Annotated in this window: 20 protein-coding genes; 7 read left to right on the plus strand and 13 right to left on the minus strand. The window is 60.3% G+C overall.

Going from position 1 to position 26222, the window contains the following annotated elements; genetic code table 11:
• The 3 genes from ACIONG_RS23270 to ACIONG_RS23280 form a co-directional block, all read right to left on the minus strand.
• Positions 1-813: FAD-dependent oxidoreductase (locus ACIONG_RS23270; RefSeq protein ID WP_401302957.1), on the minus strand; the 813-nt coding region annotated here is incomplete at its 3' end.
• Positions 814-833: 20 nt separating this feature from the next.
• Positions 834-2087 carry a serine hydroxymethyltransferase gene (gene glyA, locus ACIONG_RS23275; RefSeq protein WP_103304469.1) on the minus strand — a complete coding sequence of 418 codons (1254 nt, stop codon included), beginning with the start codon at positions 2085-2087 and terminating at the stop codon, positions 834-836.
• 286 nt (positions 2088-2373) lie between these two features.
• Positions 2374-3084 (minus strand): TraX family protein, encoded by a 711-nt coding sequence (locus ACIONG_RS23280; RefSeq protein ID WP_401302959.1) that lies wholly within the window; start codon positions 3082-3084, stop codon positions 2374-2376.
• Between the two features lie 127 nt (positions 3085-3211).
• Here ACIONG_RS23280 and ACIONG_RS23285 point away from each other — a divergent pair, with 127 nt between their 5' ends.
• The 3 genes from ACIONG_RS23285 to ACIONG_RS23295 all read left to right on the plus strand — a co-directional run bounded on the left by ACIONG_RS23285 (position 3212) and on the right by ACIONG_RS23295 (position 6170).
• Complete coding sequence (locus tag ACIONG_RS23285) at positions 3212-4252, plus strand: low specificity L-threonine aldolase (protein ID WP_103304471.1); 1041 nt, start codon at positions 3212-3214, stop codon at positions 4250-4252.
• 315 nt (positions 4253-4567) lie between these two features.
• Positions 4568-5101: an REP-associated tyrosine transposase gene (locus ACIONG_RS23290; RefSeq protein WP_103304472.1), complete on the plus strand. Its 534-nt coding sequence runs from the start codon at positions 4568-4570 to the stop codon at positions 5099-5101.
• Between the two features lie 244 nt (positions 5102-5345).
• Positions 5346-6170, plus strand: a complete 825-nt coding sequence (locus ACIONG_RS23295) for an SDR family oxidoreductase (RefSeq protein WP_401302962.1) — start codon at positions 5346-5348, stop codon at positions 6168-6170.
• A 118-nt stretch (positions 6171-6288) separates the two neighbouring features.
• Here ACIONG_RS23295 and gbcB read toward each other — a convergent pair whose 3' ends face one another.
• On the minus strand, positions 6289-7389 hold the full coding sequence (gene gbcB / locus ACIONG_RS23300) for a glycine-betaine demethylase subunit GbcB (protein WP_103304474.1): 1101 nt from the start codon (positions 7387-7389) through the stop codon (positions 6289-6291).
• Positions 7390-7685: 296 nt separating this feature from the next.
• Between gbcB and gbcA the strand changes: the two genes are divergently transcribed.
• Entirely contained in the window at positions 7686-8981 is a 1296-nt protein-coding gene (gene gbcA, locus ACIONG_RS23305) for a glycine-betaine demethylase subunit GbcA (RefSeq protein WP_103304476.1), read from the plus strand.
• Positions 8982-9120: 139 nt separating this feature from the next.
• Here gbcA and ACIONG_RS23310 read toward each other — a convergent pair whose 3' ends face one another.
• The 9 genes from ACIONG_RS23310 to ACIONG_RS23350 all read right to left on the minus strand — a co-directional run bounded on the left by ACIONG_RS23310 (position 9121) and on the right by ACIONG_RS23350 (position 24799).
• Positions 9121-10365 (minus strand): metallophosphoesterase family protein, encoded by a 1245-nt coding sequence (locus tag ACIONG_RS23310; RefSeq protein WP_401302965.1) that lies wholly within the window; start codon positions 10363-10365, stop codon positions 9121-9123.
• A 25-nt stretch (positions 10366-10390) separates the two neighbouring features.
• Positions 10391-12259, minus strand: coding sequence for a hypothetical protein (locus ACIONG_RS23315; protein ID WP_401302992.1), 1869 nt, complete (start codon positions 12257-12259; stop codon positions 10391-10393).
• A gap of 163 nt (positions 12260-12422) precedes the next feature.
• Entirely contained in the window at positions 12423-15875 is a 3453-nt protein-coding gene (locus tag ACIONG_RS23320; RefSeq protein WP_401302967.1) for a GMC oxidoreductase, read from the minus strand.
• Positions 15876-17017: 1142 nt separating this feature from the next.
• Complete coding sequence (locus ACIONG_RS23325) at positions 17018-17788, minus strand: electron transfer flavoprotein subunit beta (RefSeq protein WP_401302969.1); 771 nt, start codon at positions 17786-17788, stop codon at positions 17018-17020.
• Positions 17789-17803: 15 nt separating this feature from the next.
• Positions 17804-19024 carry an electron transfer flavoprotein subunit alpha/FixB family protein gene (locus ACIONG_RS23330; protein ID WP_401302971.1) on the minus strand — a complete coding sequence of 407 codons (1221 nt, stop codon included), beginning with the start codon at positions 19022-19024 and terminating at the stop codon, positions 17804-17806.
• Positions 19024-20973 carry a dimethylglycine demethylation protein DgcB gene (gene dgcB, locus ACIONG_RS23335; protein WP_401302973.1) on the minus strand — a complete coding sequence of 650 codons (1950 nt, stop codon included), beginning with the start codon at positions 20971-20973 and terminating at the stop codon, positions 19024-19026. Before dgcB ends, ACIONG_RS23330 begins: the two co-directional genes overlap by 1 nt.
• A gap of 163 nt (positions 20974-21136) precedes the next feature.
• Positions 21137-23197, minus strand: a complete 2061-nt coding sequence (dgcA, locus tag ACIONG_RS23340; protein ID WP_315446164.1) for a dimethylglycine demethylation protein DgcA — start codon at positions 23195-23197, stop codon at positions 21137-21139.
• Between the two features lie 15 nt (positions 23198-23212).
• Positions 23213-23743, minus strand: coding sequence for a DUF5943 domain-containing protein (locus tag ACIONG_RS23345; RefSeq protein ID WP_008083165.1), 531 nt, complete (start codon positions 23741-23743; stop codon positions 23213-23215).
• Positions 23744-23821: 78 nt separating this feature from the next.
• Positions 23822-24799 (minus strand): dipeptidase, encoded by a 978-nt coding sequence (locus ACIONG_RS23350; protein WP_103304484.1) that lies wholly within the window; start codon positions 24797-24799, stop codon positions 23822-23824.
• A 234-nt stretch (positions 24800-25033) separates the two neighbouring features.
• Here ACIONG_RS23350 and ACIONG_RS23355 point away from each other — a divergent pair, with 234 nt between their 5' ends.
• The 3 genes from ACIONG_RS23355 (at position 25034) to ACIONG_RS23365 (ending at position 26208) form a co-directional block, all read left to right on the plus strand.
• On the plus strand, positions 25034-25435 hold the full coding sequence (locus ACIONG_RS23355) for a lysozyme inhibitor LprI family protein (RefSeq protein WP_401302976.1): 402 nt from the start codon (positions 25034-25036) through the stop codon (positions 25433-25435).
• Positions 25436-25646: 211 nt separating this feature from the next.
• The gene (locus ACIONG_RS23360; RefSeq protein ID WP_123532456.1) at positions 25647-25901 is read left to right on the plus strand and encodes a type II toxin-antitoxin system RelE/ParE family toxin; all 255 of its coding nucleotides are present in this window, start codon (positions 25647-25649) and stop codon (positions 25899-25901) included.
• Positions 25885-26208 carry a helix-turn-helix domain-containing protein gene (locus tag ACIONG_RS23365; RefSeq protein ID WP_401302979.1) on the plus strand — a complete coding sequence of 108 codons (324 nt, stop codon included), beginning with the start codon at positions 25885-25887 and terminating at the stop codon, positions 26206-26208. Before ACIONG_RS23360 ends, ACIONG_RS23365 begins: the two co-directional genes overlap by 17 nt.
• The last annotated feature ends 14 nt before the right edge of the window (positions 26209-26222 follow it).

Genomic DNA, 26222 nt, shown 5'->3' on the forward strand with positions numbered 1-26222 from the left:
GATAATCGGCTTGATCGGCTCGGACACCATCGCTTGCAGCGGGTGGGATTCGATCGGCAGACGGAAACCGGCGAGTTTGGCCATGTGCCCGGAGTTACCGGCCGTCACCACGCCGACGCGCTTGGCGCCGATGAAGCCCTTGTTGGTTTCAACGCCGATGCACACGCCGTTTTCCTTGCGGAAGCCGATCACTTCGGTCTGCTGGATCAAGTCCACGCCGAGGGCGTCGGCGGCACGGGCAAAGCCCCAGGCCACGGCATCGTGACGGGCGACGCCGCCGCGACGCTGAACGGTTGCGCCCATCACCGGGTAGCGGGTGTTTTTCGAGCAGTCGAGGTATGGGATTTCGTCAGCGACTTGCTTGGCGTTGAGCAACTCACCATCGACGCCGTTGAGGCGGTTGGCACTGACCCGACGCTCGGAATCGCGGATGTCCTGCAGGGTGTGGCACAGGTTGTAGACGCCACGCTGGGAGAACATCACGTTGTAGTTGAGGTCCTGGGACAGACCTTCCCACAATTTCATCGCATGTTCGTAGAGGTGCGCCGACTCGTCCCACAGGTAGTTGGAGCGCACGATGGTGGTGTTGCGCGCGGTGTTACCGCCGCCCAGCCAGCCTTTCTCGACCACGGCGACGTTGGTGATGCCGTGCTCTTTCGCCAGGTAATAAGCCGTCGCCAGACCGTGCCCGCCGCCGCCGACGATGACCACGTCGTAGACCTTTTTCGGGGTTGGCGTGCGCCACATGCGCTGCCAGTTTTCGTGGTGGCTGAGCGAGTGTTTGAAGAGGCCGAAGCCCGAATAGCGTTGCATAGTCGTTACTCCAAAACCGCTCAGCGATAAACCGGGAAGTCTGCGCACAGGGCCGAAACCTGCTGGGCAACATTGGCCTCGACATCGGCATCGCCGAGGTTGTCGAGGATGTCGCAGATCCAGCCAGCCAGCGTCTCGCACTGGGTCACTTTGAAGCCGCGAGTGGTCACCGCCGGGGTGCCGATGCGCAGGCCGGACGTCACGAATGGCGACTGCGGGTCGTTCGGCACGGCGTTCTTGTTGACGGTGATGTGCGCACGGCCGAGGGCGGCGTCGGCATCTTTGCCGGTCAGGCCCTGACGGATCAGGCTGACCAGGAACAGGTGGTTGTCGGTGCCGCCGGACACTACATCGTAGCCACGTTTGATAAACACGCCGGCCATGGCCTGAGCGTTGTCGATCACTTGTTGCTGATAGGCCTTGAAGCTCGGCTCCGCCGCTTCCTTGAAGCACACGGCTTTACCGGCGATGACGTGCATCAGCGGGCCACCTTGGGCGCCGGGGAACACGGCAGCGTTGAGCTTCTTTTCGATCTCTTCGTTGGACTTGGCCAGGATCAAGCCGCCACGAGGACCGCGCAGGGTCTTGTGCGTGGTGGTGGTGACCACGTCGGCGTACGGCAGCGGATTCGGGTAAAGGCCAGCGGCAACCAGACCGGCGACGTGGGCCATGTCGACGAACAGCAGCGCACCGACCTTGTCAGCGATCTGACGGAAACGCGGGAAGTCCAGGGTCTTGGAGTAAGCGGAGAAACCGGCGACGATCATTTTCGGTTTGGATTCGACGGCGAGACGCTCGACTTCGTCGTAATCGATCAGCCCGGTGTCGGTGTTGATGCCGTACTGCACCGCGTTGTACAGCTTGCCCGAGGACGACACTTTGGCGCCGTGGGTCAGGTGACCACCGTGGGCCAGGCTCATACCGAGGATGGTGTCGCCCGGCTGGATCAGCGCCAGGTATACGGCGCTGTTGGCCGAGGAACCGGAGTGCGGCTGAACGTTGGCATAATCGGCGCCGAACAGTTGCTTGGCACGTTCGATGGCCAGCGCTTCGACTTTATCCACATGCTCGCAGCCACCGTAGTAGCGCTTGCCCGGATAACCTTCGGCGTATTTGTTGGTCAGGCCGCTGCCTTGCGCTTCCATCACGCGTTTGCTGGTGTAGTTTTCCGACGCGATCAGCTCGATGTGATCTTCCTGACGTTGCTCCTCGGCATTCATCGCCGCCAGCAGTGCATCGTCGTAACCCTGGATCTGGTCTTGCTTGCTGAACATCGCGTCTCTCCCAGCGGCATCTGTGCGCCATTCGTCTCGGTAAGGCACCGGCAATCAAGGCAGTGCCCTTTGATGCCGATGGTATGACCGGCGCAGACAGCTCAAATGCCTGCGCGCGCCACGCAAAGGTGCGTTTACGACATGGCGGGGAATGGCTGGTCGAACGTATCTCTCGAATCCGTGGAGATCCCCTGTGGGAGCGAGCCTGCTCGCGAAAGCGGTCGGTCAGCCAACTTCTATGTTGGATATGCCGGCCTCTTCGCGAGCAGGCTCGCTCCCACAGGGGTCAGGTGTGTGCCGTGCGAACCGCGAGTAGCAGGAGGAAATGCGCGGGATAGAGGGCATACGCCCACCGGCGCTTTGGGGGTGGCTGGAGATGTCGCACATGTCGCAACAGGAACATTCCGAGCAGTGGCGCAAACAGACAGGTGGCAATGCCAAAAATGGCAACGCTATTACCGAACCTCGCCGAATCGTACAGCACCTGCCACTGATTGGCGGCCAGACATATCAATCCCGACAGCAAGCTGAAGTACCACGGACGACGAAACACCCACAGCATCGCCAGCGGTAGCAGAACGCCGAAGAAGCCGAACATCAGTCGCTCAGAAAACACAGCGGCCAGCACCAACGCAGCGACACCCAGCAACCGCGACATGATCGATGGATCCTGCCAGCCGCGCGCCACCAACAAGCCCAACGCTAATGTCGGCATGACGTTCAACGTATCCGGATCGGGAATGTACAAACGGTAAGGAATTTCACTCACCGCGCTGAACAGCAACAGCCAGCCCAGATAACGCCATTCGGTTTTCCGCGCTCCGGCCCGGGCCAGATTCGCCGCCATCGCCAGACAGAACCACGGAAACGCCAACCGCCCCGGCACGTAGAGCCAATCGGCGCTGATCCCGACATATCGCAGGTGATCGAGCAACATGCTCAGCAGTGCCAGCCACTTGAGCAGATCCAGGGCGCCGTCACGTTTTCTCAGGTGCATAATCGGCAAGCGTCCATGTAATGTTCTGCCAGCGACATCCCGTGTGCTCCCCGGAAGATCTTCGGTAAAGTGCGCACCATCATTGACCAACGAGGCGCCACAAGCACCTCGATCACGGAAGCCGGCCATGACCGACAAGAGCCAACAATTCGCCAGCGACAACTATTCCGGTATCTGCCCTGAAGCCTGGGCTGCCATGGAACAGGCCAACCACGGCCACCAACGCGCTTATGGCGATGATGAATGGACCGCACGCGCGTCCGATCATTTCCGCCAACTGTTCGAAACCGACTGCGAAGTGTTCTTCGCCTTCAACGGCACCGCCGCCAACTCGCTGGCGCTGTCGTCGCTGTGCCAGAGTTACCACAGCGTGATCTGCTCGGAAACCGCCCACGTCGAAACCGATGAATGCGGCGCCCCGGAATTCTTCTCCAACGGTTCGAAACTGCTGATCGCCGGCACTGAAAACGGCAAGATCACCCCGCAGTCGATCCGCGAAGTCGCCCTCAAGCGCCAGGACATTCACTACCCGAAACCACGCGTGGTGACCCTGACCCAAGCCACCGAGGTCGGCAGTGTCTACACCCCGGAAGAAGTCCGCGCCATCAGCGCCACCTGCAAGGAACTGGGCCTGCACCTGCACATGGACGGCGCGCGGTTCTCCAATGCCTGCGCCTTCCTTGGCTGCTCGCCGGCCGACCTGACTTGGAAGGCCGGCGTCGATGTGTTGTGCTTCGGCGGCACCAAGAACGGTATGGCGGTGGGTGAGGCGATCCTGTTCTTCAACCACAAACTGGCCGAAGACTTCGACTACCGCTGCAAACAGGCCGGGCAACTGGCGTCGAAAATGCGCTTCCTCTCGGCGCCATGGGTCGGCATCCTGGAAAACGACGCCTGGCTGAAATACGCCCGCCACGCCAACCACTGCGCGCAATTGCTGGCCGAGCTGGTCAGCGACATTCCGGGCGTCGAACTGATGTTCCCGGTGCAGGCCAACGGCGTGTTTCTGCAACTGTCGGAACCGGCGATTGCCGCGCTGACCGCGAAGGACTGGCGCTTCTACACCTTCATCGGCAAGGGCGGCGCGCGCTTCATGTGCTCGTGGGACACCGAAGAAGAGCGCGTGCGCGAACTGGCGCGCGACATCCGCGAAGTCATGTCTGCCTGATCTCACTCCACCTCACTGATCGTTCCCACGCTCTGCGTGGGAATGCCTCTCGGGACGCTCCGCGTTCCATTTCCCCCGCCAGCGTTACACCTTGGCATCGTGATGACGCGGAGCGTCAATGGCTGCATTCCCACGCGGAGCGTGGGAACGATCTTGGCTCGGGAATGACTTTTCCCACCGCAATACCAGACTTCCCCTCTATCGCGAATACCCTGTCCGTCCCACCCTGATCGTTGCCACGCTCCGCGTGGTAATGCATCCCGGGACGCTCCGCGTTCCATCTCCAATGCACCGCAAGATTCAAGGAAGAATCCCATGGGCCGCAGCCGCTACACCATTACCGAAACTGACAAACCCCATTTTCTGACCTGCACGGTCATGGAATGGTTACCCCTGTTCATCCGCCCTTACATCGTCGACCACCTGCTCAACTGCTGGCGTTATCAACAGACTCATCATGACTTGAGGCTGTACGGCTTCGTGATTCTGGAAAACCATCTTCACTTTGTCGCCCAAGCACCCGACCTGAGCAAATGCCTCAGCCAGTTCAAATCATTCACCGCGCGACAGATTATTGATGACCTTCAAAGCAAGGGCGCCGAAAGAGCACTGAAGCGCCTTCGTTTCAACAAGCGGGCACACAAGCAAGATCGGGTGTATCAAATGTGGCAGGAAGGCTCTCATGCAGAAATGGTCTACAGCGAAGAAGTCATGCGCCAGAAACTCGATTACATCCATAACAACCCGGTAAAGCGTGGTTATGTAGAGTTGCCGGAGCACTGGCGGTATTCGAGCGCCCGAAATTATGCAGGACTAGAGGGATTGATCGAGATTCAACGCTGGTACTAAAGCAGCTGGCCATCCCCTTTCGGATCGTTCCCACGCTCCGCGTGGTAATGCCTCCCGGGACGCTCCGCGTTCCAGCCCCACCACTGATGCGACGCCGAGCACAGTCATGACGCGGAGCGTCAAAGGCTGCATTCCCACGCGGAGCGTGGGAACGATCAGGGCACCTATTTCAGTCGCGTCAGCTCCTTGGTCTACATTGTTTGTCGAGCCCTCCGCTCACATAACAATAAGCAGGAGCATCGGCATGTCGTTACAAGGCAAAACCCTGTTCATCACCGGCGCCAGCCGTGGCATTGGCCGTGAGATTGCGCTGCGGGCCGCAAAGGACGGGGCCAATATCGTCATTGCGGCGAAGAGCGCCGAACCCCACGCCAAACTGCCCGGCACCATTCACAGCGTCGCGGCGGAAGTCGAAGCTGCGGGCGGCAAGGCCCTCGCGTTGCAGGTGGATGTGCGTGATGAAGACGCCGTGCGACAGGCACTGGCCCAGGCCAACGAGCATTTCGGCGCGATCGATGCGCTGGTGAACAATGCCGGGGCGATCAAGTTGACTGGCGTGCAACACATCGAACTCAAGCGTTTCGACCTGATGCACCAGATCAACACCCGCGCGGTGCTGTTGTGCAGCCAGGCTGCCCTGCCCTATCTGAAGAAATCCGCCGGGCACATTCTCAACTTGTCGCCGCCGTTGAATCTGGCGAGTAAATGGTTCGCCCAGTTCAGCCCTTACACGGTGACCAAATACGGCATGAGCATGCTGACGCTGGGGATGAGCGAGGAATTTTCCGGCTACGGGATCAGCGTCAATTCGCTATGGCCGCAGACCATGATTGCGACGGCAGCGATCGAATTTCAGCTGGGCAATCGGGAATCGTTCAAGCACGCGCGTACGCCAGCAATCATGGCTGATGCGGCGCATGTGATTTTGAGTAGTCGCGGGCGGCAGATCAGCGGGCGGTTGTTGATTGATGAGGAGATTTTGCGGGAGAGCGGCGTTAGCGAGTTTGAGCATTACCGATTTGATCCGGACAGCACTGCAACCCTGATGCCCGACCTGTTCGTGGATTAAATACCATCTCCCTGTAGGAGTGAGCCTGCTCGCGATGGGGCCGGAACATTCAACGAAGAGTTGACTGACCTAAAGCTATCGCGAGCAGGCTCACTCCTACAGGGATCTTCAGCGCCCGTCAGAATTCGATGCGCACGTCGCCTTTAGGCACACTGCAGCACGACAAGATAAATCCTTCCGCCTCGTCGTCCTCGGTAATCCCGCCGTTGTGCTCCATCTCCACCTCGCCCCCCAGCTTGAGCACCTTGCACGTCCCGCAAATCCCCATGCCGCAAGCCTTCGGAATCATCAGCCCAAGCTTGGCCGCCGCCGCATGCACCGTTTCACCCGGCGCCACACGAATACTCTTGCCGGACGCGGTGAATTCCACCTGATGCAGATCCGCCGCATCGATTTCCGGCGCATCGGCGGCCTGTTCGGCTTGCTCCACCGCATCGGCACGCGCCTCGGGCGGCGTCGCGCCGAAGGACTCCTCGTGATAACGCGCCATGTCGTAACCGGCGTTTTCCAGCAAACGCTTCACCGCCGTCATATACGGCGTCGGGCCGCAGCAGAACACTTCGCGCTCAAGGAAATCGGGAACCATCAGTTCGAGCATCTTGTGATTCAGATAGCCGCGGTACCCGGCCCACGGCTCGCCCAGACCGTGCTTTTCACAGATCAAATGCAGGCTGAAGTTATCGATCCGCGACGCCATGTGTTCCAGCTCGCGGTGGTAAATGATGTCCTTTGGCGAGCGCGCGCTGTGGATAAAGGTCATGTCGACGTTGGCGTTGGTGTCGTAGAACCACCGCGCCATCGACATGCACGGGGTGATTCCCACGCCGCCGCTGAGGTAGAGGACTTTCGGGCTCGGGAAGTCGATGGCATTGAACAGCCCGACCGGCCCGTGCACCGCCAGCTCCTGCCCTTCATGCAACGTGTCGTGCAACCAGTTGGAAACCTTACCGCCCGGCACACGCTTGATCGTCACCGAAAAGCTGTAAGGCACCGACGGCGAACTGGAAATGGTGTACGAGCGCATGATCGGCTGGCCTTCGATTTCCAGCTCCAGGGTGACGAACTGCCCCGGCTTGAAGAAGAACAGGATCGGCTGGTCAGCCATAAAGCAGAAGGTGCGCACGTCCCAGGTTTCCTGGATGACTTTGACGCAACGGACGATGTGTCGGCCATTGGCCCAAGTCTGGGTGGTGACCGGATTCAGGAAGCTGTTGGACATGCTGTTCTCCACGGCCGACTGTCGGCCTCATGTCGGCGATTCTGCGTATAGCGCGAACCGCCCGTTTACCTATCCGCGACATTGACATACTTATCGCGACCAGCCCCCAACCACCGGGGGTTGCGCGTCGGGAACAGATTGCACCATGTCGCCCATGGATAAGGTTCCGCCCAGCGCCGGCCCCACACTCGCCTCAACACCCAAACAGATTCTTTACACCTTGCGTAGCAACTGTTTACAGCACACCTGATTAGCCACTTTCGCCGGCCACGCAGATGGCCATGAGGATCACATCGATGGACGTCACCGCAAAAATCAGCCTGGGCGATCCGCTGGAACCCGCACGCAAGGCCACCGCACAAATGCTCCAGGAACGCGAGCGCACCTTTTCGCTGCCACAACCGTTTTACAGCGACGAGCGGCTGTTCGATATCGACATGCAGGAGATCTTCCAGAAGGAATGGTTGATCGCCGGCATGACCTGCGAAATCCCGGCCAAGGGCAACTACCTGACCCTGCAGATCGGCAAGAACCCGATCATCGTCATCCGTGGCGCCGAAGGCGTGGTGCATGCGTTCCACAACGTCTGCCGCCACCGTGGCTCGCGTCTGTGCACCAGTGAAAAAGGCAAAGTCGCCAAACTGGTCTGCCATTACCACCAGTGGACCTACGAGCTGGACGGTCGTCTGCTGTTCGCCGGCACCGAAATGGGCGCCGACTTCGACATGAAGCAGTACGGCCTGAAACCGGTGAACGTGAAAACGGCCGGCGGCTACATCTTCATCAGCCTGGCCGAGAATCCGCCGGCCATTGATGACTTCCTGTCGACGCTCAACCACTACATGGAACCGTACGACATGGAGAACACCAAGGTGGCGATCACCACCACCTTGATGGAGAAGGCCAACTGGAAACTGGTGCTGGAAAACAACCGCGAGTGCTACCACTGCAACGCCTCGCACCCGGAACTGCTGAAAACCCTGCTGGAATGGGACGACGTCACCGACCCGCGCGCCGATCAGGCGTTCAAGGATCACGTTGCTGCGTCCGCCGCCGCCTGGGAAGCCGAGAAGATTCCTTACGCCCACGCCAGCTTCGGCCTGCGTAACCGCATCGTGCGCATGCCGCTGCTCAAGGGCACCGTGTCGATGACCCTCGACGGCAAACAAGGCTGCGCGAAACTGATGGGCCGGATCAAGAACCCGGACCTCGGTTCGATGCGCATCCTGCACCTGCCGCATTCGTGGAACCACTGCATGGGCGACCACATCATCGTCTTCACCGTGTGGCCGATCAGCGCGCAGGAAACCATGGTCACCACCAAATGGCTGGTGCACAAGGATGCGGTTGAAGGCGTCGATTACGACGTCGAGCGTATGCGCCAGGTGTGGGACGCGACCAACGACCAGGATCGTCGTCTGGCCGAAGAGAACCAGCGCGGGATCAACTCCACGGCCTACCAGCCTGGGCCGTACTCCAAGACCTATGAGTTTGGTGTGGTCAACTTTGTCGACTGGTACAGCGAGCGCCTGTTGAACAACCTCGGTGCCGAGCCTGCCCCGTACCTCAAAGGTGTCCCGGTCCAGGGCTGATTCCCTCCTGCCTGATCGTTCCCACGCTCTGCGTGGGAATGCAGCCCGGGACGCTCTGCGTCCCAAAAGGCCGAACGCGGAGCGTCCGTTGAGGCGTTCCCACGCAGAGCGTGGGAACGATCAGTCAACAGTCACCGCCTCACTTCGACGACCACCTCACACTGCCATCCTCACCAATAAACTCCTCAAAAATCTCCTCCCCCACCAACCTGATTTTCGCGTACCCGTTCAGCACCCGCAGCGGATACGCCGGGTCGTTGGCATCCTGCGTCTCCGACCACAACACCCGCGAATGCCCGTCCAGCTCGCTGGCATTGCCGTAGGGAATCGCCCCGTGCCCGGCGCAACGCGCATGCAAACCGCCCTGCGCCGCATAGACGATGCCGTTGTGCAAATGCCCCCAATACCAGTAATCCGGCTCGCGCCCCAGCGCATCGCACACCGGTTGATACAGCGCAGTCTTGTTGTGCCCGGAAATATCGAAGCCCTGGTGATGGCTGAGCACCATGATTTTTTTGCGTTTCGGCAGATTCTTCATCCACACGATCTGCGGCTCATTCAAGGTGCCATCCATGTACAGGTTCATCGCGTCCGAGGCGTACGCCGAGTCCAGCCCGACCACCAGCCAGTCATCGTTGATCAAGGCGAAGTAACTGGTGCCCTGCTGCCCCGGAAAACGCTTGGCCAGTTCCTTGAAATAACCGTGGGCGCCGCTGTACATCTCGTGATTGGAGTTGAGGGTGAACGAGCCGTGGCTGCCCATCGGCCAGCCGGCCATGTCGACGTCTTCTTGGGAATGGCTGCCGGCGTAGTAAACGTCGCCCAGATGGATGGTGAAATCAGCCTGGGCCAGTTGCATCTGATTGGCCACCGACACCGCCGGTGCATGGCTGTCAAACGGCCCGGTGCCCCAGTCGCCGGCAATCGCCAGGGTCACGTCGCGCTCCATCTGCACCACCGCCGGATCAGTGCCGAAGGTCGCGTGATGACGCAGGTTTTCGATCCACTTGAGCAGCGCCTCGCTCCACAGCAGATCGAGCAATTCCCACTTGCGACAACCGAGCAGACTGCCGTCCTTCAGCACCCGGGTTTGCAGTTGATCGCTCGACTGCGGCAAGGGCGCGGCGTTGCCAATGCGCAGGATCGACAAGCCGTGGGACAACTCCCACGGCACTGTCGGTTCATCCGTCGGCAGCTCGCCGTTTTTCAGCACGTACTGCGCCTGATCGTGCCCCCGCTGCAGCAATTTGATGATCGCCTGGAACTCCTGCGGCTCCAGCTCGCTGATGAGCTTCATCCAGGCCATTTCCATGCGCGTGAACAAGCCGTGAATGCGCACTTTGACCTTGTCGTATTCGTGTTTCAGATGACCGACCGCTGACATGGCGTAATCCTCTATCCAAAAGGGTTCACAGGGTTTTCATGAATTCGATCAGCGCACGCTTGTCGGCGTCCGACAGCGTCGTGCCGTACAGGTGACCGCTGTTGTGGTTGCCCTCCAGCCGCGTGTCGTACTTGAAGTCGGCCGAGGCTTTGGCTTGCGCGCCGCTGGTGACGAACCCGACATTGACCGGGTCGTACACGTCGGAACCGGTGATGAACACCTGCGGGCGTTTTTCCGGCGGTTGCAGCAGGTCCCACAGGGTCGGCACCGAGCCGTTATGCAGGTAAGGCGCGCGCAGCCAGATGCCGTCGGTAGGCGTGTTGCTGTAGCTCTGGGTCTTGCGGTAGGCGCCGAAGTCGAACGGCGGTTTTTTGAAGGAGTGGAATGCGGCCACCAAGCCTGTGGTAAACGAATCGAGCCGGTGCGGATCAGTGCCGAGCTGATCGATGTTGGTCGTGACCTGCCCGGTATCGGCGCGTCCGAAGTCATGACAAGCCGCGCAGTTGGCGTCCCAGATCGGTTTGCCTTGGGCGACCTTGGCCTGATCCAGCGCCCACGGCCACGCCGGCGCCTTGTGCCCGAGCAGCCAGTTGGTCACGCGGTTGAAGCTCGGCGGCAGTACCGATTCCGGCGTCGCACCCACGGCCATCGCGGCGGCGTAGTTGCGTTCGTGGATCTTGTTGTTATTGCCGTCCCAGTGCAGGTACATCGATTCGCGTGGTTTCTGGTTCCACACTTGCGGCAGGTCGACGGTGCCGATGGTCGAGTCATCCGGGAAGCCGAACACCACCATTTTCGTCGGGTTGAACGTGTCGGTGCGGCCCGGGCCCTGTTGCGGACGCAGCTTCTGCCAGGCGTACGCCTGTTTCTGCTTGAGCAGCGCGCTTTTCGCCATCGGCATGATCAGATAACGGTTGTAGAGCTTTTCGAAAAAGCCCAACTGGAACTTGGCGTTAATCGCCGCCATCACCGCGTCGGTGGTGAATTTCGGGTCGCTGGCGCAATCGTAGGCGAACCACTGGAAGGCTTGCAGTTGCAGGGTGTTGGCCGGCGCACTCGGCACGTTTACGGCGACGTCGCTGGCATTCGCCCGGTAGGAACCGGTGTGGCACAACGCGCAGTTCGGCTCGACGGTCGGGTAGCCAATCTGCCGCTTGGCCATGCCGATTGGCAGGTCCTTGCCGTTCTCGAAGAGAAAGCCGAAGACTTCCCAGCCGCCGGGCTTGGGCATCTTTTCCGGGCACATTTGCGGCAGCACGGCGAACAGGTAATACGGGATGCGCGCTTCGATGCCGAGGCCAATGGCGGCGTATTTATAGTGATCTTCGTCGGAGGCATATTCCTGTTCAGGGACGACGCGGAGCATCTGATACCAAGTTTCATAACCAATAAAACCGAGCACCGCGACCACGATCAGCGTGCCGACCTTGAAGGCGTGACTCTGCCATTGCCGCCGCCACGCCGCGCGCCATTCGCGCCAGCCATCGCAGAGCAGCGCCCATGGCCGATTCTCAGGCGTGGTGCCGAGGTAGAGGAGAATCCCGAGGATCAGGAAAAAGCTCAGATCGCCCATCAGCATCGGCACGAACACCGAGCCTTGAATGCTGGTGTTGATCAGGTAGATCCAGAACACCACGGCGATCAACCGCGTCAGCACGCACAGCCAGGAATGCACCACATAGCGCGGCGCGTTGAAGCCCGACGGCATGTAAAACACGCTGATGCCGACCAGCAGCATCCCGGCGTTTTCCAGCCACGGGTCGGAGAGTTGCGGCGGCAACCCGACCACCGATGTCAGCAATCCCGGCGCGAATAGCGCGGGGATCGCGAACACCATGTTCATCGCGATGCCTATCCAGATAAAGCGTTGAAACCAGCGGATGTAGCTGTCCATATCGTCCATTTCCTTGTGCAGACCGGAGAGATGTAGCGCCTGACCTTCAGCTATCGCTGGCAAGCCAGCTCCCACAGGGTCTAGAGGTGTTCACAGGATCTGTGCCTGGCACCACCCAATGTGGGAGCTGGCTTGCCAGCGATGCAGTCGACTTGGTTTCAAGTCAGCCCAAGGCCGTTTTCTCCAGGTGTTCAAGGATGATCGGATAGACATCCACCACCGCGTTCTTGCCGAACATGCAATCGATGTGGCCGTAGCCCGGCACCACCTGCCGGCTATAGCGCTCCGGCCCGTGCATGTCGCACAAACGCTGATAGGTCTTCAGCGTGCTTTCCGGCAGATAGCACTGATTGTCGGCACCGCTGATAAAGCAGATCGGCATCGTCAGCCGATCGAAGTGCGGCATGTACACATCGTTGCCTTTGAAATCCACCAGATGCCCTTTGCGCACGATCAGCGCCAGGTGCTCGAAGGTCTCGATGTTCGACTCGCCGAACAACTCGTGCAGGTTGTCGTGCAGGGTTTCGTTGAGGGTGTCGTGGCGATACAACGAGGCGTACATGAAGGTGATGCGGTGGCACACCGGGTTGGTGCAGTAACCCTGCGCTTCGATCCGCGCGTAACCGTTGAGGGCCTTGTCGTAGAGTTTGTTGAACCAGTTTTCCTTGCTGTCGGCGTAAGCGGTCATCGACTTGATGCCGATCGCATCGAGCATTCCCGGCAGGTGCAATCCAGCCTTTAATCCGGTAGCGGTGGCGACCACGGTGTCCGCGGCAATCTGCGAGCAGACCACCGAACGCACGCCCTGCAACCCGGCCAGCAACGACATGAAGAAGGTCGTTGCACCGTAGCAATGCACCACGCATTGCACGTCTTTGGCCTGAGTCTCCTGCTGAATCTGCGCGATGGCAGCCTTGAAGTCGTACTGGGCAATCTGGTCGCCGTTCCATTCCTTCTTGCTCGCCGGCAACAGAATGCTCACGCGGAAATCCAGCAGCCAGACGTCGTAATCGTGCTTGCACAGGTATTCGAGCAGGTTGGTCTGGATGGTGTCGGTGGAGAAGATATTCGAACCGACGCCCAAACCATGCACCAGCATCACCGGGCCTTTGCTGCCGGCCTGATAACGGCTCAGGCGCAGTTCGACACCGTCCTCGGTGGGGAAAAAATGCACCGCCGGGGTTGGCGCATCCAGTGGCCGTTTCAGCCGTGGCGGCGCGTCGGGGTTGAAGTAGATATCGCCGGCAAACACCCCGCCGTAACTTTCCCAGAGAATCCCGGCGAAGAACTTGCCGAACCGCGCCAGCCCTTCGATGCGCTCCCGCTCGTTGCGCGCGTTGAGCACTTTCATGGTGGTCATCTGTTTGGCGAAATCGGTCGGTTGAATGTGCATCACCCCCGAGCCGATAACCTCGCCGCTCTTGTCCGGCCCGCGATACAACGTCACGTACAGCGTGCTGGTGTCGTGCCAGATATTCAGCACGCCGTTGTCTTCCGGCACGGTTTTGAAGGCGCTGAAAAAGTAATCGTTGCCGTCCTCGGCGGTCAGCTTCATGTCGTATTTCATGTGGCGCGTATCGACCTGCTGCTCGAATTGCTCGAACAGGTTGAACACACCGTTGCTGGCGGTGAGCGGTTCTGGCGACAGCGCCGGGGCGATCACGGTGCCGACGATGGTTGCCGCGTGCTCCGGCTCCTTGATCATCCGGTTCATGTCGGCGGCAGTGATGGTCAGGGTGAAGTCGATCGGCGAGTTGTCCGTCTCGCCGCGTTTGGCGGCGGCTTCATAGACTTTCAGATCGGTGCTTTGCGCAGAAGTGAAAGCCCGGGAGAAATAGCCCTTCATGGTTTCTGTGAACTGCACGCCAAGGGTTGGCGGCGCCACCGGTTTGCGTGGTGCCGATGGCAGCGTGTAGTCGATCTGCCAGCCACGGTCGGCGGCGAGCAGGCCCATGTTGCGCTCGCTCACGGCGGAAATGGTCAGCAGCGGATTGACCGCCAGCGAAGTCGGAATCACCGCGCCGTCGGTCACGTACAGATTGGCGTAGACATCGGTGCCGGCCGCGCCGCTGAACACCTGGCCCTTGTGATTGACCACGCCTTGCCCGGCATCTTCGCCCATCACGCAACCGCCCAGCGGGTGCACCGAGACGATGCTGTGCTTGAGCAATTTGGTCCAGATCGGGTTCTCCACCCAGACGCCGCCCAGCGCCTTGGTGCTCTGTTGCAGACGCTCGTTGCCGAGTTTGAAGTTCTCTTGCTCGCCAACGCCGGGCCAATCGATACGCAACTGATCCTTGTTATCCAGCACCATGCGCCCCTGGCCGCTGTCGTGGCTCATGATCAGGTAGGTCTGCATGTTGTGCAGAGCGCCGTAATACGGACCGCGCAGGAAACTTTCTGCTTCGCGTTCCTTGTACTTCACCTTGCCGCTGAAACTGTCGTCGGTGGCGACGCCGATCATCTCGGCGAATCCGGCCATGCTCGGCACCATCGGCCGGCCCAGGGCGCCGGGGATCGATCCCTCTTCAATGACCATGCGGCTGCGCCAGTCACCTTCGGTACGCATGTCGATCACCGACGTGATGCACGGGCCGACCGGGTGCAGTTCCTTGGCAGGGTGCGCGCCGAAGCCGATGCCGTTGATGGTCTGCTCGCAGTTGTGGCCGAAGCCGAGGATGTCGCCATTGCCGCTCATGTTCTCGCCGAGCTGGCCGGACATCACCAGGCCTTTGTCGCGCGAGCGCAGGAGAATTTCCGTAGAGCCGAGCGTTCCGGCGGAGACCACGACGATGTCGGCCTTCACAAACAGCGTCGGCGCGGAAAACTTCTCGCGACCGCTGTCCAGGTACTGGAAGTGCACGATCCAGCCGTCACCGTCACGCTCCAGATGCCGCACTTCGGCCTGGCAGAAAATCTCCGCGCCATGGTTCCAGGCGTCCGGCAGATAGTTCATCAGCGTGGTGTTCTTGGCCTTGTTGTTACAGCCCGACACGCAGTCGCCGCACTGGTTGCACGGCAGTTGCTCAACACCGACGTGGTTGAGGTTGTTCGGCAGTTTGTCGAAGGTCACGTTGATCGGCGGCTTGTAGAAGTGCGCGCCCTGCTTGAGGTAATCCGCCGACTTCTTGTTGGCGTCGAGCTTGGGCAGGTTCGGTGCAGTGCTCGGGTAAGGATTGGGTTTGAGCATCTCCCGGGCGCGGGCGTAACCGTCCTTGAGCAAGGTATCGCGATGCTCACGCACGGCTTGCGGCCAGCGTGGGTCGTCGAACACACCGGGTTCCGGCTCGAGGGCAACGTTGGCGTTGATCAGCGACGTACCGCCGAGGCCGCAACCGACCACGACGTTCTGCTGGGCGTTGACGTGCAGGTCGAACAACCCGGTGCGCGAGCCGATATGGCCATCGGGATCGTGCACCTGCAATTCTTCGGTGGCGGCAATCATGGTGTTGGGGTATTCGCCGGGCTGAATCTCTCGGCCGCGCTCGAGCAAACACACCCGTTTGCCGGCCCGGGACAGGCGCGAGGCAGCAATGCCGCCGCCATAACCGGAGCCAATGACGATGACGTCGTAATGTTCCTTGATCTCGCTGATGGGCGTTGCAATGCGTGTCATGAGACTGATCCTTTCTCAGGCTGATGGGGCAACTCTGCGGTTGCCTGCAATCAATGGGCGAACGAGCACCTGGCCTCCGGGACGGACCCGGCGACAGCACAGCGGTTGGGGCAGGACTTACGCGCTATAGACGCGCGTGTTGATTGGCCGCACGACGTAACGTGCGCTTGCGTGGCGAGGGGGTTGGGCGATGTGGGCGGCTATCCATCATGCGTTCTCCCAGAACCAGATGTGGATAAGTGACGGCTGTCCTTGTGCCATTGCAGTGAAGACAGCAGAGGATTCGAAGTCAAGGCAACGCCTTAGAACTGTATGAAATGTGATCAAGTGCCGTTTGGACTATGGCGGGCGGGGCTTGCACGGTTTGACGAACAAGTTATCCACATAGCCACCCACAGCATATGGGGGTAACTGTGGATGACTCGGAAAATAAGTGGCTGATCTGTGAAGAAAAATCGTGACTTATCCAGAAGGACGGTTTGCGAGAGGTATTGGATGTTTTTTGATCACTTGCGTGTAAGCCACGTTGTACATGGTCTGTAGCGGATGGCGAACACGTTATCCACAGAAGCGCCAACAGAGATCGGGGGTAACTTCGGCTTTTCTGTGGAAAAGCATCGAAGGCTTTGTGAAATCGGGGTTTACGCGGGAGTTTTGCGTAAAACCAGACGATTTGATTGTTTTTTGATCGACTCCTCGTAAGCCACGGTTTATATGGGTCTCAGCGGATAGCGAACATCTTATCCACAGAAGCGCCAACAGAGATTGGGGGCAACTTGGCGAGTTATCCATTGGAAAAAGCCAGAAAAAACCGCAGCTTAGGCTGGTTGTTTTTTGATCGGATGGCTGAAAGGCTTGATTGACGTGGGGTGCAGTGATGGGCGAACACGTTATCCACAGATCCGCCAACAGGGATTGTGGGTAAACAGCCTGCCCTCATCGGAACGCCGACCGCCCAGCCCTTTCCCCGAGGGAGAGGGGGCCCACAGAGTTGTATCGGCCAAATAGATCGACCTGCAGCACCACGGTGACCTTAGCTTGGCCAAGCCTGAGTTTGCGCTGATCTTTCAGGTCGATGTAACGCTTGAAAGCGCCACCGTAGGTCCCCTCTCCCTCCGGGAGAGGGCTGGGTGAGGGGCTCTTCAGCGGACGACACCTTCTTCGATCAGCAGTTTGAGGATGGCTTCAGCTCCGGCCTCTGCGGTAACACCCTTGAGCACCTGCCCCCCGCCACCACTGGCCTTGGCCGTCGCGGCTTTCATTCGGTCGGCACCGCTTTTGGCCTTGATCACCTTCAAGCGTTTCGGCCGTGGCTTGGCCGGTTGCAGAGTAGCCACCGACAGCAGCTCATCATCCACAACTTCCACATCTTCAGCCTGCAAGACACCCCGCCGCGCCGGGCCATAAGCGCTTTGCCGAGGCTTCGGCGCAGCGTTATCCACAGTCGCCAGAAACGGCAGTTTCACCTTCAAGCGCCGCCGCTGCCCCCGGGGCAATGCTTGCAGCACCAACGCCGAACCGTCGTTGATCGACTCGACCTGCGCCAGCCCGACCACCAATGGCCAGCCCAACCCTTCGGCCAGCAGAAACGGCAGCATCCCCGAACCTTCACCGGTTTCCGCCTGACTACCGGTCAGCACCACCTGCGCCCCGGCATCGCGCAGATACGCGGTCAGCGCCGGCAGCGCATCGGCGCCAGCTGGTTGCTCCAGCACATGCATCTGCTCAAGACCCATGCCCAGATAGGCGCGCAACGCGGGTTCCGCGACATCCCCGGCATGCAGCACTTGCAGGTTATCCCCAGCCAGTTGCAGGCCCAGTTCCACGGCGCGGGCATCCTGTTCGGCGCGGCGTGGCCGGCCCGAAGTCGGGTGGGCACCGATGGAAACCAGGCTGATGACATTGCTGTTCATAACTGTGTCCTTCCCTTAAGCCGCATCGCGCTTGGCGTCGTTGCGGTAAGCCGCTACCGCCGCGATCAAGGCCTGAAGTATCTCCGCGCTCTCGCCGATCACCGACAGGTCCGCACGCTTGATCATGTCGCACCCCGGATCGAGGTTGATCGCCACCACCTTGTCGCAGGCGCCGATGCCTTGCAGGTGCTGGATCGCCCCGGAGATACCCACAGCCACGTAAACCCGTGCGGTGACCCAAGTGCCGGACGCGCCGACCTGCCGATCACGGGCCATGAAGCCATCGTCCACTGCTACCCGCGACGCCCCCTCGGTAGCGCCGAGTGCTGCCGCTGTTTCGTGGAACAGCTGCCAATCCTTGACGCCGTTACCGCCGGAGAAAATGAATTCGGCTTCGGCCATCGGAATTGCCGCCGGATCCACTGCGACCGCACCGAGATCCTCGATCCGCGACAGGCTGCGCACGACACTTGTGGATAACTCCACCGGCAGCACTTCATGACGGGTTTCGCTGACCGGTTCGGCGCACTCGGCCGAGGCCAGAATCAACCGTGCGACCGGCCGCGCCAGGTCCTGCAGCCCGGCACCGGCGCGGCCGATGCATTCCTGATCCTTGACCTGCCAGACGCGGGTCGCCGGGCGTTCGCCCAATGCAGCAGCAAAGCGACGGCCGAGTTCACCGCCACCGCTGCGGCTGTCCGGCAGCAACCAATGGCGCGGGTTGAATTGGTTATCCACAGCGCGCAGACCTTGCACCCGTTGTTCCGGTGCATAACCGCTGAACTCATCGCCCTCAAGCACCAGCAAGCGATCGACGCCCGCCGTGGCGAAGGCGTTTTCCTTGTGCTCGCCGAATACGACTGCGAGCACCGCGCCGTCCTTGCCGGCCAGTTGATGGGCGAGTCCAAGCAAGTCGCGGTCGTGGCTGCTCAAGCGGCCACCGACCATGTCCGGCACCACACTGATGTAGAACGCCGGGGCCGGAACGTGATGCAGCGGCAATTGCACTTCAACCGTGGCCGAGCGTTTGACCGCCCCGCCTTGCTGCGCGCCGCTACGGTCGATGCGTTTGATGCCGTTGGGGCCGATGAAGCCGATCCCATGCAGATTCTTGCGAATGACGCCGTTGGGGCCCATCCAGCTGTGTTGCGCCGGTTGCATCGCCGCGTGCAGCGGGTGCAGGCGGTTACGGGCGATCCATTCGGCGCGTGGGTCGCGGCGGATAATGTCGCTCATCAGTGGGCCTCCGCAGGTTCACGTTTCGCCGGAGTAACAGGCTTGTTCGGCGCGGCGTCTTCGAGCAGCGCGTCAGCCACCAGTTCGGCGATGTCCTTGATCAGCGGCCGCGGTTCGACCACGCCTTCGAGCATCGCCGTGCACTGTGGACAACCCACGGCCACCAGTTCGGCACCGGTTTCGCGGATATCTTCCATGCGCATGTCGGGAATCCGCTGTTTACCCGGAATGTCGGTGATCGGCGCCCCGCCACCGCCACCGCAGCAACGCGAGCGGAAGCCGGAACGTTGCATCTCTTTGACCTCGATGCCGAGGGCTCGCAGCACTTCACGCGGCGCCTCGTACTCGCCGTTGTAACGGCCGAGGTAACACGGATCGTGATAAGTCACGCTGTTGCCTTTGTGCTGACCGAGGTTCAGCGCGCCGGCCTGAATGATTTCCGCCATGTAGGTGCTGTGGTGCTGCACCAAGTAGTGGCCGTCGAAGGCGCCGTACTCGTTTTTCAGCACATGGAAACTGTGCGGATCACAGGTGACGATGCGGTTGAAGCTGTATTTGGCCAGGGTCTGGATGTTGCGTTTGGCGAGCAACTGGAAGGTCGCTTCGTCGCCCAAACGACGGGCGACATCGCCGCTGTCGCGCTCTTCGAGACCGAGTACGGCAAAGTCGATTTTCGCCGCCTTCAGCACTTTGACGAAGGCGCGCAAGGTGCGCTGGTTGCGCATGTCGAAGGCGCCGTCGCCGACCCAGAACAGCACGTCGGTGGACTTCTTCTCGCTGAGCAGATTGAGGTTCAAGTCCGCCGCCCAGTTCATCCGCCCGCCCGGGGCGAAACCGCCGGGGTTGTCGGTGGCGATCAGGTTTTCCAGAACCTCGGCGCCCTTGTTCGGGGTCGCGCCTTTTTCCAGAGTCAGGTGGCGGCGCATGTCGACGATGGCGTCGACGTGCTCGATCATCATCGGGCATTCCTCGACGCAGGCGCGGCAAGTGGTGCACGACCACAGGGTTTCGGCATCGACCAGACCGTTGACGATCGGTTGATGCGGGTTGCCCGCGTGTTCGCCAATCGGCTTGCCGGGATACGGGCTGCCAGCGAACTTGGCGTCAGTCCCACCAGCAAGACCTACGACCATGTCCTGAATCAGCTTTTTCGGGTTCAGCGGCTGGCCGGCAGCGAACGCCGGGCACGCGGCTTCGCACTTGCCGCACTGCACGCAGGCGTCGAAACCGAGCAGTTGGTTCCAGGTGAAATCCTTGGGTTTTTCCACGCCCAGCGGCGCGCTTGGATCATTGAGATCCAGCGGTTTCAAACCGGTGGAGCGACCGCCACCAAAACGCTCGGCGCGACGGTGCCAGGCCAGGTGCAGGGCCCCGGCGAAGGCGTGCTTCATCGGCCCGCCCCAGGTCATGCCGAAGAACAGTTCCGACACGCCCCACAGCACGCCAATCCCGAGAATCGCTGCCAGCAGCCACCCGCCGAAGTTCTCCGGGAGGATCCCGGCCACCGGCAAGGTCACCAGAAAGAACGACGCAGAGAACGCCAGCAGGCTTTTCGGCAGGCGCATCCACGGGCCTTTCGACAACCGTGCCGGCGGGTTGCGTCGACGCAGATAAACGAAGATTGCACCGACGAACATCACCGCCGTCATCAGCAACAAGGCGTAACCGAGGATGCGGTTATGCAGGCCGAAACCGTGCACCAGAATCGCCAGCACAATCGATGCCACAGCACCGCCGGCCGTGGCCACGTGGGTATTGGCGATGTATTTGTCCCGCGCCACCACATGGTGCAAATCGACCATGTAGCGCTTGGGCATGGCGAGCAGGCCGCCGATCAGGTCGACCTTCGAGGCCCGGCCCCGACGCCACATCGCTACCCGCCGCAACGCGCCCAGCACCGCAAGGGCCAAGGCTGCGAACAACAGGATTGGAAGAAGGGTGTTCAACATAGGTGAAGCTCCCAAAGACCGCAGGGTCTTGCAGGTCGAGTTGCCTTACTCGGTCACTGTGGGAGCGGGCTTGCCCGCGATTGCATTCTGTCAGTCACAGTTGCATTGACTGACCCTCCGCTATCGCGGGCAAGCCCGCTCCCACAGGGTCATGTGCAAGCCTTTAGAAGTCTTTACACAGTCTGAGTGCGTCATAAATCGCGGCGTGGGTATTACGCTGCGCCACACAGTCACCGATGCGGAACAGCAAGTAACCGTCACCCGTGGTGCTCAGCGACGGCTGCGGCTTGATCGCGAACAGTGCGTCAATGTCGATCTGGCCCTTGTTGCGCGAACCGTCCTTGAGCCCGTAATACAGCTCTTCGTCCGGACGCACGCCGTTCTCCACCACCACTTGATCGACCACCCGCTCCTCTTTGGCGCCGGTGTATTCGTTCTCCAGCACCGCCACCAACTTGTCGCCCTCGCGGTAGACCTTCTCCAGCATCATGTCGCCGGTCATGATCACTTCTTTTGGGTACATGCTGCGGTAGTAGGTCGGGAACGACGTACCACCGATGGCCACGCCCGGCTTGATGTCGTCGGTGACGATCTCGACCTGGCTGCCCTTGTCGGCGAGGAAGTCGGCAACCGACATCCCGGTGAACTCACAAATGGTGTCGTAGACCAGCACGTTCTTGCCCGGCGCAACCTTGCCGTCGAGCACGTCCCAACTGCTGACCACCAGGCCTTCGGCGGCGCCCCAGTGTTCGTTCTGCTCAAGGAACGGATGACCGCCCACCGCCAGCACCACCACGTCTGGACGCAAGTCCATGATGGTCGCGATATCTGCCGCCGTGCCCAGGCGCAGGTCGACTTTCAGCCGCGCCAGCTCCAGCTGGAACCAGCGAGTGATACCGGCGATCTGGTCACGTTGCGGTGCTTTCGACGCGGTAGTGATCTGCCCGCCGATGAATTCTTTCTTTTCGAACAAGGTCACGTCGTGGCCCCGTTCGGCCGCCACGCGCGCGGCTTCCATCCCGGCCGGGCCGGCACCGACCACAACCACTTTACGTTTCGGCCCGGTGGATTTCTCGATGATGTGCGGCACACCCATGTATTCACGGGAGGTCGCGGCGTTCTGGATGCACAGCACGTCCAGACCTTGGTACTGACGGTCGATGCAGTAGTTGGCGCCGACGCACTGTTTGATCTGGTCGACCTGGCCCATCTTGATCTTGGCGATCAGGTGCGGGTCAGCGATGTGCGCGCGGGTCATGCCGACCATGTCGACGTAACCGCCTTCAAGGATGCGCGTGGCCTGGTTCGGGTCCTTGATGTTCTGCGCGTGCAGAACCGGGGCCTTCACAACCTCTTTGATACCGGCAGCCAAATGCAGAAACGGCTCCGGTGGATAACTCATGTTGGGGATAACGTTGGCCAGGGTGTTGTGGGTGTCGCACCCCGAACCGACCACGCCGATGAAGTCGATCATGCCGGTATCGTCGTAGTACTTGGCGATCTGTTTCATGTCCTCGTGGGACAAGCCGTCCGGGTGGAACTCGTCACCGCACAGACGGATGCCGACACAGAAATCGTCGCCGACTTCCTTGCGCACAGCCTTGAGCACTTCCAGACCGAAACGCATGCGGTTCTCGAAGCTGCCGCCCCATTCGTCGGTGCGTTTGTTGACCCGTGGGCTCCAGAACTGGTCGATCATGTGCTGGTGCACGGCCGACAGCTCAACACCGTCGAGACCACCGGCCTTGGCCCGCGCCGCAGCGGTGGCGTAGTTGCCGATCACTCGCCAGATTTCTTCCGGCTCGATGGTTTTGCAAGTCGCGCGGTGCACCGGTTCACGGATGCCCGACGGCGACAGCAGAGTCGGCCAGTGCTCGCCGTCCCAGCGCGAGCGACGGCCCATGTGAGTAATCTGGATCATGATCTTGGCGCCATGCTTGTGCATGGCGTCGGCCAGATTCTGGAAGTGCGGGATGATCCGGTCATCCGCCAGGTTCACCGATTTCCACCAGCCTTGCGGGCTGTCGATGGCCACACTGGAAGAACCGCCGCAAATCGCCAGGCCGATGCCGCCCTTGGCTTTCTCTTCGTAGTATTTGACGTAGCGGTCGGTGGTCATGCCGCCGTCGGTCGCGTAGACCTCGGCGTGCGCGGTACTGAGCACGCGGTTGCGGATGGTCAGTTTGCCGATCTGGATCGGCTGGAACATTGCTTCGAAAGCCATGGAGGGTTCCTCGACTTACAACGGCTTGACGGTGAACAGGCCGTCGTCGTGGCCTTCTTCGGAGCCACCGTAGACTTGCTCGGCAACCGTGCGAATCTTGCTGCCGCGCGCTTCAAGAATCTGATCCATGGCCCCGGCAAACCAGCCGGTGAACATGTAGTCGACCTTGCGCCCGACCTTGCCGTAGACGTAGACGAACGCCGAGTGTTCGAGCTTGACGCTGGCGGTGCCTTTGTCGAGGTCGATGTCCTGAATCTTGAATAGGCCCCAGCCGCGTTGCGACAAGCGCTTCATGTAGTGCTCGAACACCGCGACGCCTTCCAGGCCGTGGCATTCGGCTTCTTTTTCACACCAGTGCCAGGCGGATTTGTAGCCGGCCTTGTAGAGGATTTCGGCATAGGCTTCAGCGCCCAAAACCTCTTCGATGCCCATGTGGTTGTTGACGAAAAAGTGGCGCGGCACGTAGAGCATCGGCAGGGCGTCGGAGGTCCAGACACCGGTTTCGCTGTCGACTTCGATTGGCAATTGCGGGGCGATCTTGGCCATGGAAACTTAACTCCAGAAAATTTGGTTTGTTACCCCCGGCGCGGACGGCCGGGGGAAAGGATTCAGAAGTGCGGTGGCTTATTCGCCCCAAACATCTTTCAAGACGTTGACCCAGTTCTCGCCCATGATCTTGCGCACGACGCGCTCGGAGTGGCCGCGCTTGAGCAGGGTTTCGGTCAGGTTCGGGAACTCGCCGACGGTGCGGATGCCCAGCGGGTTGATGATCTTGCCGAAGCTGGTCAGGCGGCGGGCGTAGCCCTTGTCGTGGGTCAGGTATTCGAAGAAGTCCTGTCCATGGCCCTGGGTGAAGTCGGTGCCGATGCCGATGGCGTCTTCGCCGACGATGTTCATGGTGTACTCGATGGCTTCGGCGTAGTCGTCGATGGTCGAATCGATGCCCTTGGCCAGGAACGGCGCAAACATGGTCACGCCGACAAAACCGCCGTGATCAGCAATGAACTTCAGTTCTGCATCGGACTTGTTGCGCGGGTGCTCCTTGAGCCCCGACGGCAGGCAGTGGGAATAGCAGACCGGTTTTTTCGATTCGAGGATGACTTCTTCGGAGGTCTTCGAGCCGACGTGGGACAGGTCGCACATGACGCCGACGCGGTTCATCTCGGCAACGATCTCGCGACCGAAGCCCGACAGGCCGCCGTCGCGCTCGTAGCAACCGGTGCCGACCAGGTTCTGGGTGTTGTAGCACATCTGCACGATGCCGACGCCGAGCTGCTTGAACACCTCGACATAGCCGATCTGGTCTTCAAACGCGTGGGCGTTCTGGAAGCCGAAGAGGATGCCGGTCTTGCCCTGCTCCTTGGCGCGACGGATGTCGACGGTGGTGCGCACCGGCATCACCAGGTCGCTGTTCTCGCGGATCAGCTTCTGGCTGGCAGCGATGTTGTTCACGGTCGCCTGAAAGCCTTCCCACACCGACACGGTGCAGTTGGCCGCCGTCAGACCGCCCTTGCGCATGTCTTCGAACAGCTCGCGGTTCCATTTGGCAATGATCAGACCGTCGATAACGATGCTGTCGGCGTGTAATTCGGCTGGGCTCATCAGGCGTCCCCTTATTGGCGATTCATGCGCCGAATCGTCTGCCGGCGCTTTGGGGCCAGCATATGCCTCGGTGCCGGGGCGACCGGGTGCAAAAACGACAGGGGAATTGCCGAAAGCGTCAATCCGCGACAAAGGGTCGCCAGGCGCTCCGATCAGCTACCTGTTCAAGCCCGCCAGCTTGAGCCAGAATCTGGCGCATCTTGGATACACCACTGGATTAGAGCGGCGACAACCATGAAATCGATCTTCCTGGCCCTGGCACTGATTGCGACCGGCGTACACGCCGCCGAAGAGACCGACAACAACCCGTGCGACGCGGTGGAAAACGACGTCCAGACCCTGGAATGCTCGACCTACAGCCGCACCACCGCCGAAGACCTGCTCAAGGACAACTACGCCAGCCTCAACGAACGCATGCAGACGGCGTACGGCAAGAACCCGACGCAACTGGCAGATATCACCGCCAAACTGAAGACGGCTCAGCAGCAGTGGCTGAAGACGCGGGATGCCGATTGCGCCGTGGAAGCATTCCCGGCCACCGAAGGCAGCAAGGCGTTCAAGATTGCGCAGAATGACTGCGTGGCGCGGATGAGTGATGAACGGTCGGAGTTTTTGGAGTCGATTGGGCAGGAATAGTCCTTAAACTCCGAAGAAAATTGGAACCGCTTTCTGCTTTCGCCGCGTGAATCTCCTCTTCTTACGGGACATGCCGATTTTGCCTACACCTATTGCGTGAACGTCCCGATGTACGGGCCCTTCACGCAATATGCTGACAACTGTTCTTGATTGGTCGCCTTGAAAATATAAGTAAAGATTCGCGAATCTTATAAAAGACTTATATTCTTCAATGAACAGCATCCACTGGACACGAAAGGCCGTTAAGCAACTCTTGAAATTGCACACCGCACATCAGGGGCAGGTTCGCGATGCCGTTAAGGCACTTGCCGAAATGCCTGATGTTGGCAATGTCAAAGCACTGATTGGCCATGACTACGCCTACCGCCTGCGCGTCGGCAATTATCGAGTCATGTTCGACTGGGATGGCGCAATCAAAGTGGTCAGTATTCAAGAGGTAAAGAAACGCGATGAACGCACCTACTGACATCCAAATCATCAATGATGCGGAGGGCAAACCGGCCTTCGTGGTCATTCCCTATGCGCAGTACGTTGCGCAAAAAATGCAGCCTGATCTGATTCCCCATGATGTGGTCAGTCGCATGGTCGACGGGGCGACACCGATCCGTGCCTGGCGCGAGCACCTGAATCTGACACAGGAAGAAGTGGCGATGCGTCTAGGTATTTCACAGCCGGCGTTCGCTCAACAGGAAACGGTTGCCAAACCACGCAAGGCCACTCGCGAGAAAATTGCAGCAGCGTTCGGCATCACGGCTAATCAACTTGAGCTGTAAACCGCCCTCTCCAT

The sequence above is a fragment of the Pseudomonas sp. NPDC087817 genome, from assembly GCF_044742875.1.
Taxonomy (GTDB): domain Bacteria; phylum Pseudomonadota; class Gammaproteobacteria; order Pseudomonadales; family Pseudomonadaceae; genus Aquipseudomonas.